Source organism: Streptomyces sp. TLI_55 (assembly GCF_900206255.1).
In the GTDB taxonomy this organism is placed as follows: Bacteria; Actinomycetota; Actinomycetes; order Streptomycetales; family Streptomycetaceae; genus Streptomyces; species Streptomyces aquilus.
Map to the genome: position 1 here is coordinate 8,441,884 of NZ_OAOJ01000001.1, position 15,657 is coordinate 8,457,540.

Sequence of the window (15,657 nt, forward strand, 5' to 3'; positions counted from 1 at the left end):
TTCACTGACCTTCCATCGCCAGAGCTGACCTTTCATCGCCAGAGCGCCCCGAGTACCCGGCGTACGGTCCGTGACACGGACGCGTCGCTGTACCGAGATGCCGGACGTGCCGTACTGGTCATGGCTCACGGGATCGACCCGCCGGATACCCCTGTCGACGGCCGGTGACACGACCGGGAGCATCGCAGGGGACCACGGCGGCCGCGTGATCACGCCAGCACGGCCCGCGGCCGCCAGGTCGCCTCGATCAGGGCCCGTTCCGTGCCGGACAGACAGACGGCCGCGGCGAGCCACGCCCGCGCGTACCCGTCCGGGTCGGCCTGCCGGGTCCGCCCGAACACATCGCGGCCGCGGCGGTCGGCCTCCGCGGCCAGCGCCTCCGCCAGGTCCGCGGCCGTCCGGAAGCCACTGCGCCGCAGGGCCGCGGCCCCCGCGGCCCGATCGCCGTCACGAGCGGGCTCGGCGGCGGCGCGCCGGCCCCCGGACACCGCCACCTCCACCAGGCGCCGCAGCCGCCACAGCGGGGCCTCGGCCACCGGGTCCGGCGGCAGCGCGGACACCCCGGTCACGGCCGGCAGATCCTCGGCGGGCGGGAAATGCGCGCCTTCCAGGCGGTCGTAGCCCAGATCGGCGTGCCCCGCCCACTCCGCCGGCAGCCGCAGGGTCGCCGCGCCGTCCGGCAGCGGTCCGACCGCGAGCGGCCGGAGCGTCGCGGCCCGGTCGGGATCGAGGCGCCCCACCACACGCAACCGCAGCCCCGGCCGCGCGGCCAGTCTGCGGAAGTTGGCCGCGTGCGCCAGCCCCGGGTGGCCATTGGCCGGCACCAGCCGGAACAGCAGGCCCTCCCCGTCCGTCCCGTCGGGCGCCAACTCCCGTACGAACAGGTGGTCCTCGTGCGCTCCTACGACGATGACGGCACAGCCGATCAGCTCCTCGGCGCCCTGCCCCGACCGCTCCGGGTCGCTCGCCGCGCCGACCGCGAGCCGTGCCGCGGCGGCCTCGGCCAAGGGGCGGGAGAACAGGCCGGCGAGGGGGCCCGACGTCCAGGACAGTCCCGGCACCGGGGTCGCCCGCACCCCCTTGCCGGCGCCCAGACGACCGTCCGGTGACAGCGTCGCACCCGAGATCAGCAGCCCGCCCCGGGACAACTGGGCGTGATCCACGCTGCCGGACCCGAGCGCCACGGTGGCCGTCGCGGCACCCCGCGCCCGGGCGGGTCCGCCGGGCTTGACGTCGGCCACCGAGAACCAACGCCCGTCGTCGGAGAGGACATGGGTGACGACCCCGCCGTAGCCGGTGGCCGAGATCACCGGCTCCCGGCACACGCCGTGGACCCGCAGACCACCGCCCGGCCGGTAGCCGCGCCGCGCGGTGCCGACCAGGGCCGGGTCCGGGTCGGATGCGGCCAACAGGCCGCTGGTGAGGAGCAGTTCCCGCAGCGCCGCCACCAGGTCGGCCAGCCGATGACCGTCGTGCCGGGCACGGGCGGCGCGTACGGCACGTACCACCCGGAGGGCCGCCGCCTCCGGCCGGTGCAGCCCGGCGAGCCGGGCGGTGTGCGCCGCCCGCAGCAGCTCCGCCTGCGGTACGGCACCCGCGCCCGGCACCCCGGCCGCCAGCAGCGCGGCCGCCGCTCCCCACAGCCCGGCCGCGGCGGCCACCTGCGCGGGGGTCGGCCCGGCGTCCACGTCCTGCCCCGAAGTCGCCGGCTCCGGCGCGTCATCGGGCGTGCCCTGCGGCGGGGGAACCGGCGTCTCGACGGCCGTGTCCGCGTCGGCCACGGGAGCGGCGCCCAGCACCGCCGTGCGATGCAGGCACCGGGGCGCGAGCAGACAGCTGCACTCCGCCTGACCGGCGTCCGTCACCGCGCCGGACGGCCCGGGCGTGAGTGTGACCTCGGCGTCCTCACCGCATCGCACCCGCCGTACGTCGCCGTCGACGGTGACGGGCAGCGTCGCGTACGTCTCGATCGTGGCGTCCAGCTTCTTGCGCAGCCGGGACGTCAGCTGCTCCACGGCGGCGGCGACCACCTCGGGCGCCACGGGAGGAAGTTCGGCGTTCATCGGGCCTCTCCGCGGAGACGGTCCCCCACCCAGCGGGCGAGGGCCATGGGACTGAGGGCGGCGACCGGCATCCCGGCCGCGACCAGCTGCTGGGCCACGGGGACCGAGTAGCGGGGGGCGCCGGTGTCGTCCAGGGCGGCGCAGCCCATCAGATGCACCCCGGAGCTCGCGAGGGCGCGTACCTCGCCGAGGAGTCCGCCGAGCGGATACCCCTCCTCGAAGTCGCTCACCACCACCACGAGCGTCCGGCTCGGGACGGTCACCAGGGACCGGGCGTGTGCCAGACCCGCCGCGATGTGCGTGCCGCCGCCGACCCGGACCTCCAGCAGCAGCGACAGCGGGTCGTCGACGCGGTCCGTCAGGTCGATCACCTCCGTGGAGAAGGCGAGGAAGTGCGTACTGAGCGTGGGCACTCCGCCGAGGACGGCCGCGGTCAGCGCAGACCAGACGACCGACGCCTCCATCGACCCGGACACGTCGACCACCAGGACCAGCCGCCAGTCCGCCTCCCTGCGGGACCGGGTGCTGAACACCGGCCGCTCCGGGACGACCAGGGTGCGGCCGTCCTCGGTCCTGCGGGTGTGGGCCAGGTTCGCCCGCAGGGTCCGCGGCAGGTCGATGCGGCCGCCCGGACGGCGCGTCGGACGGGGTGTGGCCAGGCCGGTGAGTGCCGGGCGCAGCTTGGTGGCCAGCTCCTTGGCCAGTTCGTCGACCAGGCGGCGCACCAGCGGGCGCAGCCGGGCCAGTTGCTGCTCGGGCATCCCGCCGGCCAGGTTCAGCACGGACGTCAGCAGGTCGACAGAGGGGCGGACGGCCTTCGGGTCGAGCTCGGTGAGTACGTCCGCGCGGCCCTGGTCGGCGGCCCGGGCGAGGACCTCCTCGCGGACGTCGGCGCCGAACAGCGCGTCGAGTTCCTCGGCCCACTCGCGGGCGGTAGGGAAGGACGCGTCCTGGCCGCCGGCCTGCCCGCCCGCACGGCCCAGGTCGGCGGAGCCCTCACCGCGGCCGGTGCCGTACAGCTCGTCGAGCGCGTGGGCGTAACGGTGGGCGTTCTGCGGGAGCTTCTCGTTCTCCCGGCCGAGGAGGAGGCGCCAGCGGTCGGTGGGAGTGAGGTGGAGAGCTGAGGCGGGGTGTTCCTCGGAGGGAGGTGGGGGCGGGGTGTCGGGAGCCTTCGGCGCCGGTGTGTCCTGGGCCGCGGGCAGGCACATGCCCAGCGGTGGGCGCAGTGACTCGACCGCCGCCCGGCCCGCCGCGTCGGCGGCCGTCCACAGCGCGAGCAGGTGGGGCGAGGCGCCGAGCGCGAGGTCGAGACGGTCGCCCAGGCGCTCGGTGACCGTGTCGAGGAGCCGGTCGCGGCCGGCCGGGCTGAGGGTGTCGAACCCACCGCGCAGGGCGGGCAGTCGGTCGAGGAAGCCCTGGTCGGTGAGTGCGTCGATCCGGTCGAGCAGAGAGTCGAGCGCGGTCGGCGCCGACTGCAGCAGCGGAGCGGCTCCGCCGAGCAGGCCGGTGAGCCGGCGGCTGAGCGCATGCCGCTGGTCAGGGCCGGTGGCGGTGTCGATCCAGCCCGCGGCGCGGGAGCCGAGCGTGTCCGCGTCGTCGAGGTCGAGCAGGACGCGGGCGGCGAGGGCGGCTCCCTGGACGAGCGGGGAACCGGTGCGCGCGAGGTCGCTCAGGGCGTCGTCCATGCGCAGTCCGAGGCGGTGTTCGCCGGCCCGGGAGGCGAGGGCGATGAGGGCGCCCGTCTCCTCGGGGTCGTCGCTGCCCGCCAGGCCCGGCAGGGACCGTACCGCCGACTCCAGGAGTTCGGCGGCGAGTTCGGCCGCCGTCCGCCGGCCCTCGGGTGTGGTGCCGGGCAGGTGACCGCGCCGCAGTGCCTCCAACAGGTCGAGGGCGGCGAGGAGTTCGGGGAGGGTGGCACAGGTGGGGAGGACCTCGGCGGCGTCCGCCAGGCGCTCCGCGACCAGCGAGGGCAGGTCGCAGCGGGCGGCGTCGCGCAGTCCCGTGAGCACGAGGGCGCTGGTGGGGCCGCCCTCCGCCGACTCCCTGCGGAAGTTCTCGCGCAGGGTGCCCTCGGCGGCGCGCGCCGCGGTGACGCCGCGGATGCCGGCCAGGTCCAGCCGGACGGGCACGGCGGGGGTCCACGACAGCCGCCACCGGGTGGTGAGCGCGGACGCGTCGCCCGTGCCGGACACCTGGACCGGTTCGCCGTATCCGGCGCCGCAGACGGCGAGTCGCTGGAGGAGGATCTCGCGGCGGCCGTCCAGGGCCGAGCGCAGTGGGTCGAGCCGCAGCTCGCGCGCGGTGGGGTCGTCGGGGCCGGGAAGGCGCAGTGCGGCGAGTTCGGCCTCGACGGACGGGCCGAGCCCGGAGCGGGGCGTACCCGGGGCGACCCGGCCCCGGTCGGTGCCGACCAGCACCGTCTCCAGTGCCTTGGCGAGCGCCCGGCCGCGGCCCAGGGGCTCGCCCTGGCCCATCACCGTCGTCAGTGCCTCCAGCACCTCGCCGCGCCCGGGTGCGGCAAGCCCCCGCAGCCGGGCCAGGTCACCCGCCACCCGCAGGGTCTCCCTGGCCTCACCGGTGCCGGCGACATGCCCGCCCGCGCGCAACTCACGGCACACGTCGGTGATCGCACGGGCGGCGGCCTCGTACAGCCGCTCGGGATCGCCCGCGGCCAGGAACACCGACTGCTGCCAGCGCGGGTCGCGGATGCCGGCCGGGTATCCGGAACGGGAGTCCAGCAGGTCGAAGGCGTACGGGACGAGGGAGGTGACGACGGCGGGGAGTTCCTCGCCGGAGGGCGGCGCGCCTCCTGTGTCGGCACCTTCGGTCAACGCCGGTGCGTGGAAGGCGCCGACGACGGCCGCGACCCGGCGTCCGTCGGTCGCGGCGCGGGTGATCGTCTCGCGCATGTACGTCTCGCGCGCCAGGTCCACCGCGGGCACCCCGCCCGCGGACTCGGCGTCGCGGCGCAGGGCCCAGCCGACGGACAGGGCGGCGCGGCGGACGGCCTCGGGGGTGCAGCCCGGCGCGAGCACCTCCACGCTGCGGTCCCACATGTCGTCGCCGTCGCGGCCCGTACCGGCCGCGGTGAGCGCCGCCGCGAACGCCGTGGGCGTCCGGTCGGCCGAGGTGACCAGGTCACCGGCCGGTAGGCCGGCCCACCGCGGGTCCGACATGGGCAGGTCGCAGCACACGACCTCCGCCCCGTGCTCCCGGGCCCAGCGGATCGCGGCGAGTTCGGGCGAGAAGTCGGCGAACGGGTAGAAGCCGAGCCGCCCGCCCTCACCGGCCCCGGCCAGCGCGACCGGGGCGACGGTGCCCGGCGCGCCGAGATGGGTCAGCCACGGCTGGAAGTCGGCGGGCAGCTCCACGCACACGACCTCGGCGCCGGAGGCGTCCAGCAGGGCGGGCACCGCGGCGGCGAGCGCCGGGCTGTGGTGCCGTACCCCCAGCAGGTACGGCACGGTCGAGTCGGCGAGGGCGGTGAGGGCCGCCCTCGGTTCCTGAACGAGCGTCACCGAAGGTTCTCCCGCAGGTCCCAGAGGCGACGCCAGGTCGCCGAGCCGTCCTCGGCGCGGCGGCGCACGGGGCCGTCCCAGTAGCCGAGGAGTCGCGCGTGGTCGGCCGGGTCGTCCTTGCGGACCACGCCCAGCAGATGGCCGGGGACCAGGTCGAGGGAGTCACCGCCGGGCAGATAGGCGGCGGCGACCCCCAGGGAGGCGGCGACCTGTACTGCCTCGGCGGTGGACATCACCGTGCCGGGGCGCTCCACGTCCCAGCCCTCGGCCGAGCGGCCGGCCCGCAGGTCGCGGAAGACGGTGACGAGGACGTCGAGCACCGCGTCGTCGACGCCGAAGGCGGCGCCCGCCCGTTCGACGGCGGCCGTGGCCTGCCGCTTGACGAGAGCGGTCTCGGCCTCGACGTCGGCGATCGGGTGCACGGTCTCGAAGTTGAAGCGGCGCTTGAGGGCGGCGGACATCTCCGACACCCCGCGGTCGCGGAGGTTGGCGGTGGCGATGACGGTGAACCCGGGAGCGGCGGCGACCTGGGCGTCCGCGGTGCCGGACAGCTCGGGCACGCTCATCCGCCGGTCGGACAGGATCGACACCAGTGCGTCCTGGACCTCGGGCAGACAGCGGGTGATCTCCTCGACCCGGGCCACCTGCCCGGCGCGCATCGCGGCGAGCACGGGCGAGTCCACGAGCGCCTGCGGGGTGGGGCCCTGGGCGAGGAGCAGGGCGTAGTTCCAGCCGTAGCGCAGGGCGTCCTCGGTGGTGCCCGCGGTGCCCTGCACGGTGAGCGCGCTGGTGCCGCTGACGGCGGCCGACAGCAGTTCGGACAGCATCGACTTGGCGGTGCCGGGTTCGCCGACGAGGAGCAGGCCGCGCTCTCCGGCGAGGGTGACCACGCACCGCTCCACCAGGGCGCGTTCGCCGACGAACTTGGGGGCGACGACCAGTTCGTCCGGCAGCCCCGCGTGGGCCCCGGGCAGTTTGAGGGCCTCGCCGCCGCTGCCGCAGACGAAGGTGATCACCGCGCGGGGCGTCAGCAGCCAGCCGGGCGGGCGGGGACCGTCGTCATGGGCCGCGAGGAAGGCGAGTTCGGTGGCGAAGCGTTCTTCGGCGGGCAGGGTCTGCCGGGGCGGGAGGGCCGTCGCCGTGTCGGTCAGGGTCATGGAGGTCCTTGCTCGGGAGGTAGATCTGCGTGGGTGAGGGGGCGCCGCCGGTGAGCGGCGCCCCGGGCGGCGCGTCAGCGGCGGCGTCCCCGCCGCGCCTTCTTCAGCTCCTCGAACCGGGGAGCGTCACCGTCCTGGACGCGCTGCCACGCCCGGCGGTAGAGGTCCGCGGCCGGTTCGAGCGGCACGATCACACCGAACGGCACGTGCTCGTCGGTGACTTCGCCGAACAGGGGCAGCTTCCAGCGCTCCAGCGGAGCGCGCGGCGCGGACTGCTCGACCCAGCCACCCGGCAGGAACAGCGAGCGTCCGGCCCGGGTCCGGGTGGCCTCGACGACGAGGTCGCCGGCGGCGAGTTCGGCGCGGGCGGCCTTGAGCCGGGCCGGCTTCCAGCCCGTCCACCGGGCCGTCATGCGGTCGGTCGGGTCGGGCATCGCGAGCAGCATCAGATAGAGCGCGGCGGCGTCCTCGCCCAGGCCGTACTCCTTGGCGGCCTCCGTGACCAGGTCGGGAACCGAGCGGCTCGGGTCCTGCGGCCACCAGGTGCCGTCCTTGTCCCGGTCGCCCGCGATCGGCGCGCCGGGGTCGGCGAGCAGGGCCGCGAACCGCTGGTCGCGCACGAGGCGCAGAGCCGCTTCGGCGGCGTAGGGCCGCTGGTCGTCGACGCGGACCGCGGGCAGGTAGGGGTCCTGCCCGGCCTCGTCGAGCAGGGCGACCCGCAGGCCCGGGGCGGGCTGGTCGTCGTGGGTGGAGAGGACGACGGCGCCGTACCGCTCGAAGCCCTGGCCGACCTCGGTGGGGGCACCGGCGGTCTTCCGGAAGTCCGGGAGGCTGATGTAGCGCCCCAGGTCGAGCATGAGTCCGGGGTGGGCCAGCCGTTCCCGCACCGCGGTCAGCGCCGGTGGCAGGGCGGCGCGGACCGGGTCGCCGGCGGGCAGCCGGTGGGCGAGCCAGGCGACGAGGCCGACCGAACCGGTCAGGGTCCCCGCCGTGAAGCCGTCCGTGTCGTCGCCGACGGGCCGGACCCGGTCGCCGCTGACCGCCCACTCCAGGTCCCGGCTCAGCTGCGGGGAACCGGCCGGATCCAGCAGCGCGGGCAGCGCGTCCCGCACCGGCCAGGTCGAGTACCGGAAGGCGCGGACCGCGTCGCTGAGCAACGCCTCGGGGACGGCGACCCGCTTGCCGACCTCGGCGTTCCACACGGCGGCGGCAGCGGCCACGTCCGGGCCGTCGGTCCACAGGCGGGCGGGCTCGGCGGGCAGCAACGCGCCCACGACGGCGGCCCGTACGGCACCGTCGACGCCGCTCAGTTCGTCCTTGGCCACCGCGGCCGGGGCGACCTTCACCCCGAGGAGCGTGCGCGCCTCGGCGCTCAGGAAGCTCCGCTCGTAGACGTCGATCCCCGGCAGGCCGGCCACGATCAGCCGGGCCATGGTGTCGGTCACGCCGGTCAGCCGCGCGAACTCCTCGGCGGCCTCCGGGAACCAGGGCGCCGGACCACGCTCCGCCAGCTCTGCCAGGAAGGCGCCGACGCGTCCCGTGGCCGCCTCCTCGCCCAGCGGCTCCGACGACACCGCCTGGTAGGGCCGCGGTGTCTCGAAGCGTCCGGCCGGGTCGTGGAAGTAGCCCGTGAAGGTGCAGCCGTCGTCGCCGAGCGCCCGGCGTCCGGTCACGGCGACGAAGGCACCGTCGGCCAGCGGGAGCACGCCGTTCCACACGCCCTCGCGCCAGTCGCCGCCCGGGGTGCGCAGCGGGGCCGCCTCCAGGTGCAGACCGACCTTGCGCCAGTGAGCGGACGCGGCCGGTACCAGCCCGAGCCGGTCCAACTCGCCCAGCAGCGTGCGCAGTACCTCGCGATGTTCCCCGGAGGTGGTGCCGGAGGCCGCCCGGTAGGCGAGGGCGATGGCCCGGTCGAGGACGGTCTCCAGGTCCGGGTCGCCGCTCGGCAGCGCGTGGCCGTCGAGGTGCAGCTGTACGTCGGGACGGTCGGGGAGGGCGGTGTCGGCGAGCCCGGTGGCCCGGGCCAGGACGCGCAGGGCACGGAAGACGGTGTCGGCCTCGTCGTCGCGGTGCCACCAGTACCGGCGGGACACCCCGAGGCCGTTCATCGCGTCCGCCAGCAGGCGGTCCGCCGGGCCGGCCGGCCCCTCGTCCTCCAGGTCGCCTTCGAGGGCACGGGTGAGCCGGGTCGCCGCCGCGTCCAGCACGGCCTGCTGCGCCGCGGCATAGCGGGCGACACCGGCGATGCCCCGCACGAGCGCCTCGTGGGTGACCGGCAGCAGCGCACGGATCGCGTCGGGCAGCGCCTCCTCGGTCTCGCTCGCCGCGGCGGCCAGCAGCGCGGCGGCCGTGTCCCGGTCGACGCCCCGCAGCGCCTTCGAGCCCTCCGGGTCACGCGGCGTCAGACAGTCCCAGTACTGCACGGGCGGCAGCAGCAACGTGCCCTCGCCGAAGACCCCCGGGGTGCGGTCGGTCTTGCCCCAGGCCGTGACGACCCCGTCGGCGTCGACCACTTCGAGCTGCCAGTTGTTGCGCACGACGACACTGGGCCGCTCGGCGCCGGGGAACGTCACGAGCGCGGTCGGACGGCCCGCCTCCGCGGGCACGGTGACGGTGCGTCCGGCGAGGTCCTCGGCGCGATGGGAGCCGTCGGGCAGCTTCACCAGGCGCAGGCCCGTCAGTCCGGCGACCGGCGTGCAGGCCGGGGTGGTGCCGGCGGTGAGGGAAGGCCGCAGCCGTCCGCCCGCGTACTCGCTGCCCTCGGGCGCGTCGCGCAGGGCGCCGGCGAGGAACGCGGGCTTGCTCATGCGCCCGCGCTCGTTCGTGGCCGGGTCGTACTCGTACCAGCCGTGCGCCTCGCGGTCCTCGGAGTCCGCGTGCCACACCCAGTAGGAGGAGCCGTCGAAGAGCAGCGGCCGTTCCTCGGGCAGGGTGGTGTCCCCGGCGTGCAGGACGCCGCGGCCGGTGGTCCGGCCGCCGTCCGGCAGGGGCAGCGTGATCGGGAAGTCGCCCCGGTACCAGTCCATCTCGGTGCCGCGCGTGCCGTGGGGGCCCTTGAGGGACTCGACGCGGTCGGCACGGGAGTGCCAGTAGCCGCGCAGGCCGTCCTTGCGGGAATTCCAGTAGACGAGGAGTTCACCGTCGACGTGGTGGAAGCCCGGGTCGCCCGACACGTCGTTCGCGGGCAGCCGCAGGTCGTGGGTGAGCAGCGTGCCGTCGACGCCGATGACCCGGGCCTGGGCCTTGCCCGCGACCACGAGGTGGGGCCAGGCGTCGGCGACGACGACGTCCTCCACCCGGTCCTTGGGCACGAGGGCGGCGGTCGCCTCCTCCCAGGCGGGCCAGCCGAGTTCGTCGAAGATCCCGGCGCGCAGGGTGCGCGCCAGCACCGGTGCGAGGTCGGTGCCGACCGCCGCGCGGACGTCGTCCTCCGCGAGGGCCAGCGCCTCGGCGGGCAGCCAGCCCAGCCGGGTCAGCGCGTTCGGCAGACCGGGCAGACCCACCGCGCTGAAGCACCGTACGACCGAACTCACCCACTCCGCCAGCCAGGGCCGGCCACCGGGGGAGTCGGCCAGCAGACGGATGGCGCGGTGCGCCTGGTCGTGGTTGTGGAACTGGTCCGCGCCCCGCAGGAAGGCGTCCCGGAACCGGGAGTCGGCGCCCAGCAGCACCAGGTCCCGCTGCCCCTCGCCGACGGCCCAGCTCTGCAGGGGCAGATGCTCGTCCTTGCCCGGCGCGGCCACCGGCACGTCGAGCGACAGCAGCAGGTCGATCAGGTCGATGTCCTGCTGCACCTTCAACGCCCGCCCCGACGCGGCGAGTTCGCCGCGCAGCCGGTCCGCTGCCCGCTCCACCAGCGGGTACAGCTCCGGCATCCGGGTGGAGCCGCGCCAGGACCGGGCCCGCTCCCGGAACGTCAGGAAGCGCTCCAGCCAGCCCGCCGTACCGTCACTCGGCCGTTCCTCGGCGGGCAGGGAGCCGTCCCACAGCCCGGCCGTGGCGCCCGAGGTCTCCAGCACCTCCAGCCACATCGCGGGCAGGTCGTCGTCCGAACCGGCGGGAAGCATGTCCAACAGGGCGCCCCGCACCCGCCGTTCACGCTCGGCCAGCGCCACCAGGGCGGCCCGGTGGCCCTTCCACCAGCCGGCCGCGGCCCGCAGCGTCGCCGGAAGTTCCAGCAACTCGGCCAGATACTCCTGCTCGGCACGGTCGGTGTCCTGACCGGCGGCGCGCGCCAGCCTGCGGAGGTCGGTGGCCATCTGCGCGGACGGCGGCAGCCCGCCCGCCGTGCGGCGCAGACACAGCCGGGTGAAGCGGCGCAGCGCCTCCTGCGCCGACACCCGCGCGGCGAGCTCCTTGCCGTACGCGGACAGCACCTTGACCGGCAGCGCACCGGCCAGCGCGAACTCCAGGAACACCGCGTCGAGGCGCTCCTCCTCCACCGTCAGCCCGTGCTCCGCCTCGGCCTTGCGGGCGCGGGTGAACAACTGGGCGGCATAGGTGGCGTTCTCCTCGGCGAGGAACACCCGGCCGGCCTGCTCGTAGAACGTCGGCAGGAAGTGCGGCACCGACGCCGCCAGCCGCCCGCCGAGCTCCAGATAGGCGTCCAGCGCGGCCTTCGGCCGGGACTTCGCCTGCCGGGCCGCCCGCTCCAGGTCCGGCACGACCCCCAGGGCGTGGTGGCCGTCCTCCGGGTGGTGCACCAGCACCCACTCCGGGAAGCCCAGCGACTGGCGCAGGCCGAGGCCCACGACGGCCGGCTCGGCGTCCTGCTCCATGCCGAGGAACCCGGCGGCCAGGTCCTCGGCCGCGCCCAGCTCACCGGCGACCAGCCGCACCACCACACGGTCGTCCAGACCGGGATGGCGGTAGCTGCGCGCCGTAAGCGGCACCGCGCGCTCGCCCGCCCCCTCGACGTCGGGCGGCAACACCGCGCCCGCCGCCAGCAGTTCCTCGTACGACACCTGCGTCCCCCCGCTCATGCGCTCTTGCCCTCCTCGATCACGCGCCCGGCGTACAGCGCCGCGGCCATCCGCATCCCCTCCGACCAGGCCACCGGCCCGACCTCCCGCAGCGGCAGGGCCCGCCCGTCCTGGTCCTGCCAGGTCAGGGCACCGGTCTCCACCGTGTCCTCCCAGTACGGCTCCCCGATCCACACCGCGGCCTCGACGGTCCGCCCGCCGTCCCGCACCCGGGCCGTGGAATAGCCCCCGGAGACCCGGTAGCCGAGCGAACTGGCGCGCGCGGCGAGGGCGAAGCGGGAGCGGAAGGAGCCACCGGTGAACTCGCGTATCTCGGTGGCCTTCGGATCGAGGTCGTCGGGCCGCTGCCAGGTCGCCCGGTGGATCTGCTCGACACGCTGCACGATGCCCAGCTCCGCCGCGAACTCCCGGATGTCCTCCAGGTCCGGCAGCAGCACCGGGTGCGGCAGCGTGACCGTGCGCGGCGACAGCCGTACCGTCTCGCCGTCCAGGTTCACCACCCGCAGTTCGCCGTCCTCGGTGGCGCCGCGCAGGAACCCGACCTCGTCCGGGTCGTCGCCCACCACCGCGATGTCCCGCAGCGCCGACTGCCAGGCCTCGTCCGGCCACACCCGGGCCAGCAGACCGGTGGGCACGGGCAGCGACGACACCATCCAGGAGTCGACCTGTGCGACGCAGGCCGTGGCGTGCCGATCCAGCCATTCGGCGAACCGCCGCAGCCGGTCCACCTCCGGGTGGTCCCGCAGCGCGCGCGGCAGCGACTTCAACTGCCGCCCCGCCGCCCGGCCCGAGGTGGCACGCGCCGCCACCCGCCCGTCCACCAGGGCGACTTCATACCCGTCACCCGCCGAGAGCCAACCCACGAGTCCCCGCCTTCCGCATCAGCGCAGCAAGAAGAAAGCACAGTTCAACCGGGGACATCCCGGCGCCAGTGCGACGATGCGTGGAACGTTAGCGGCGATCACTGACAATCGGTCCCGCAGGCCGGGACCGGGGCCTCGACGGTGGAGCGCGGAGGCGGACCGGAGCGCGCGGTGCGCGCCCTGACCGAGGTCAGGCCGTGTGCTTGTGCATCACCAGGAGATAGTGGCGGCCCGGGTGCGGCACCTGGTCCTTCCGGTCGCGGAGGCCGAAAACCGCGCACACGTCGCCGGGCCGGGTGAGGATGCTGCTCTGCTCGCCGAAGGTGAGCCGGTCGTTGAGGTGGTGTGCACAGCCCGCGGCATCCAGCGCCGCCAGAAGCTGCTCGCGGTCGATGGTGGACTCGTACGACTCCGCGTCGGGCAGGACGAGTTCGGGCAGCCGCACGGTCGACCCGGGATACGCGTCGATGCCGAGGCCGCTCACCGCCCGCCGGGTGACGGTCAGCTCGAGGGAGCCCCAGGTGTACGGGTAGCCGTCGATGTCCGGCCCCCTCAACCGGATGGCGGGGTGCGGACACCCCGGACCGAGCAGCTCCTCGGCCTCGGTCAGGGGCATTCCGCACTCCAGGGGCCCGATCCGGCCGGTGCGGGCGAAGTCGACGAGCACGTTCATCAGGGTCACGGCAGCGACCCTGACATGTCCCGAGGTCCGCCCGCACTTCCATATCGGCGCGGGGTGGGCTCACCGGCTCACATGTAACGGCGCCTGGTGCGTCGTAGCAGAACGAACCCGGAGATCAGGAGCACCGCGCCCGCCGCGGCCGGCCACAGCTGGGTGCCGGTCTCGGCGAGGCTGCCCCCGCCGCCCTGGGGCTCGGTCTGCGCCCCGAGCGGAGGCTGCGCCACGGCACCGGTCGAGGGGCTGCTGCTCCCGGAGGCGCCTGCCGTGTTGTCGTCCGCTGCCGGGGACTGGGAGTTGGGCCGCTGCGTGGCCGAGGGCGAGGTGTACGTCCTCGGCTCGTCGGCGGCCGGTGCGGTGCTCTCCTTGGCGGGCGGCGTCGGCTGCTCCTGGGGCTTGTCGTCGGAGCCGCCGTTGTCACCGGAACCAGAACCGGAACCAGAACCGGAACCGGAACCCGAGCCGGAGTCGGAACCGGAACCAGGCGCGGGGGCCGTCGTGTTGTCGCCGCCACCGGAACCGGGCTCCTGGGTGGCACCGCCGTCCGAGCCGTTGCCCCCGTTGTCGCCGCCGCCGTTGTCGCCGCCCCCGTTGTCGTTACCGCCGTTGCCGGGTTCCTCGCCCCCGCCCCCGCCGGTGCCCGCGCCGCACTGCTTGCCGTCGTTGATGCAGCCGACCATCTCGTTCATCAGGCTCTCGTCGAAGATGTTGATGAAGTCGCCGTGGTCGGTGACGGGCTTGTGCAGCTGCTCGGGGAAGGCGTCCACCGCGAACAGCGGCGTGGTGCGGCCGCCGTCCTGGAGGCTCGGCGCGTCGATGTCGTAGACGATGCGCTGGACGAGCTGCGGGATCGCCTTGAAGCCGGCCGGGCAGGCGCCGTCGGCCTGGGCGAACGCCACGTGGGTGCGGTGGTTGGCGCTGTCGATGTTGCGGCCGTCCCAGCAGCTCTGGAACTTGAAGGTGCGGACCACGTCGCTGCCCTGCGGGCACAGCGGGTACTTGTCCTTCAGCTGGCGGTCCTCGAAGCCGGTGCAGCTCCAGGACGCGTTGGCGTTGGCGGTGCCGTTGACGAACGCCTTGGCGTCGCCGGTGATGATGCGCAGCAGCCGGGGCATGGCCGTGACCTTGCTGGTCGGGCTGCCGACGAAGGTGAGCGTGACCTCCTTGGGCGTGACGATCTCACCCGCGTTGCCCTCGATGCCGCCGCCGGGGCTGCCAGCGTCCTGCTCCTGGGTGCCGTTCTGCAGCCGTATGACAGGCCAGTAGTACGAGGACTTGTCGCCCTTGTCGACGCAGCTGGTGTCGCCGCCCGCCAGTTCGTTGTCGTCGGCGAAGGCGTTGTTGGCCTGGTTGCCGACGTAGTCGTGGAAGTGGTGGGCGCCGTTGGACACGCCGGGGGCAACGATCACGTTGTCCGAGTTGAACAGGCCGTTGGCGTTCACGCCGCAGCTGGTGACGAAGCTGCCCTTGGAGGCGTCGGCGCCGGGGTTGGGGGCCGGTGCGGCGGGCGGCGCGGTGGTGATGTCGGCGTAGTCGGCGGCGACGGGACCGTTGCCGGACTGACCGCCGTTGCCCTGCTGTTGACCACCCTGGCCACCCTGGTTCTGACCGTCCTGGCCACTCTGGCCCTGACCGTTCTGACCGTCCTGGCCGTTCTGGTCGCCCTGCCCCTCCTGGCCCTGCCCGCCGGCCTGGTCGTCGGACTCGCGGAGCGTGCACGCGGCCAACTGGTCGAGGCCCTCGGGGCGTTCACCGGTCCGTTCGAGTGCGGCGGCGATGCGCTGGATCGTCGCCGCCCGGTTCTCCGAGAGCGGCTGCACGACCTGGCTCACGGCGGCCTCACGGTTCTGCACCGCCGGGTCCTGCAACCGCTGGTAGGCCTGGGCCGTCTGCTGGTCCAGCTGGGCGAGTTCGTTGTCGACGTCAGCCCGCGCGCCGTCGGGCACGCTGGTCAACTTGTCACCCACGTCAGGGCAGTCGATCGTGCCCGCTCCCCAACCACCTTCGGCCGACAGGGTCGTCGGCGAGGAGGTGTCCTCGGTCGCGGAGGCGTACACGTTCGCGGCCACCAGGCCACCGCCTCCCAGCATGAGAGCCACGGCGGCAAAGGTGGCCCGCCGTGCACCTGTCGGGCGTCTGCGCTTACTGCGTCCCACGGAAGTACTCCTGCGTCGGTGGTGGTCCGTCCGGCATGGAAATCCCCCGGCCCCATACGGATGCGGAGCGGCCTGTGTTCAACCGCCCCGGAAATTCACAGCACCCTCATAGGCGCCGAGAGGCTCCGCAGGAGGTCAGCCCCCTCGTCCGGCCCGGAAATCCACGTCGGACGACAGGTGTCACGCCCTGGGTACCCGGTACTCCCCGCAGACAGAAGCACCCACCCAGCACGTCCGGG

Annotated in this window: 7 protein-coding genes; all 7 read right to left on the reverse strand. The window is 74.8% G+C overall.

Translation table 11 applies throughout. From position 1 onward, the window contains the following. Positions 1-209: 209 nt before the first annotated feature. Complete coding sequence (locus CRP56_RS38685) at positions 210-2,063, reverse strand: hypothetical protein (protein ID WP_097272142.1); 1,854 nt, start codon at positions 2,061-2,063, stop codon at positions 210-212. Then, positions 2,060-5,581 (reverse strand): vWA domain-containing protein, encoded by a 3,522-nt coding sequence (locus CRP56_RS38690; protein WP_097272145.1) that lies wholly within the window; start codon positions 5,579-5,581, stop codon positions 2,060-2,062. Before CRP56_RS38690 ends, CRP56_RS38685 begins: the two co-directional genes overlap by 4 nt. Beyond that, positions 5,578-6,738 carry an ATP-binding protein gene (locus tag CRP56_RS38695; protein ID WP_097272147.1) on the reverse strand — a complete coding sequence of 387 codons (1,161 nt, stop codon included), beginning with the start codon at positions 6,736-6,738 and terminating at the stop codon, positions 5,578-5,580. The genes CRP56_RS38690 and CRP56_RS38695 overlap by 4 nt, the downstream gene beginning before the upstream one ends. Before the next feature lie 74 nt (positions 6,739-6,812). Continuing rightward, on the reverse strand, positions 6,813-11,720 hold the full coding sequence (locus CRP56_RS38700) for a DNA-binding protein (protein WP_179851223.1): 4,908 nt from the start codon (positions 11,718-11,720) through the stop codon (positions 6,813-6,815). Next, the gene (locus tag CRP56_RS38705) at positions 11,717-12,583 is read right to left on the reverse strand and encodes a DUF4132 domain-containing protein (protein ID WP_097272149.1); all 867 of its coding nucleotides are present in this window, start codon (positions 12,581-12,583) and stop codon (positions 11,717-11,719) included. Before CRP56_RS38705 ends, CRP56_RS38700 begins: the two co-directional genes overlap by 4 nt. Before the next feature lie 190 nt (positions 12,584-12,773). Beyond that, positions 12,774-13,265 (reverse strand): hypothetical protein, encoded by a 492-nt coding sequence (locus tag CRP56_RS38710; RefSeq protein ID WP_097272151.1) that lies wholly within the window; start codon positions 13,263-13,265, stop codon positions 12,774-12,776. Positions 13,266-13,333: 68 nt separating this feature from the next. Next, the gene (locus CRP56_RS38715; protein ID WP_097272153.1) at positions 13,334-15,352 is read right to left on the reverse strand and encodes a DUF1996 domain-containing protein; all 2,019 of its coding nucleotides are present in this window, start codon (positions 15,350-15,352) and stop codon (positions 13,334-13,336) included. Positions 15,353-15,657: the final 305 nt, after the last annotated feature.

Bases quoted from the DNA above. Each gene is read 5' to 3' on its own strand.
- CRP56_RS38685 (WP_097272142.1), bottom strand. From the start codon at position 2,063: ATGAACGCCGAACTTCCTCCCGTGGCGCCCGAGGTGGTCGCCGCCGCC.
- CRP56_RS38695 (WP_097272147.1), bottom strand. From the start codon at position 6,738: ATGACCCTGACCGACACGGCGACGGCCCTCCCGCCCCGGCAGACCCTG.
- CRP56_RS38700 (WP_179851223.1), bottom strand. From the start codon at position 11,720: ATGAGCGGGGGGACGCAGGTGTCGTACGAGGAACTGCTGGCGGCGGGC.
- CRP56_RS38715 (WP_097272153.1), bottom strand. From the start codon at position 15,352: ATGCTGGGAGGCGGTGGCCTGGTGGCCGCGAACGTGTACGCCTCCGCG.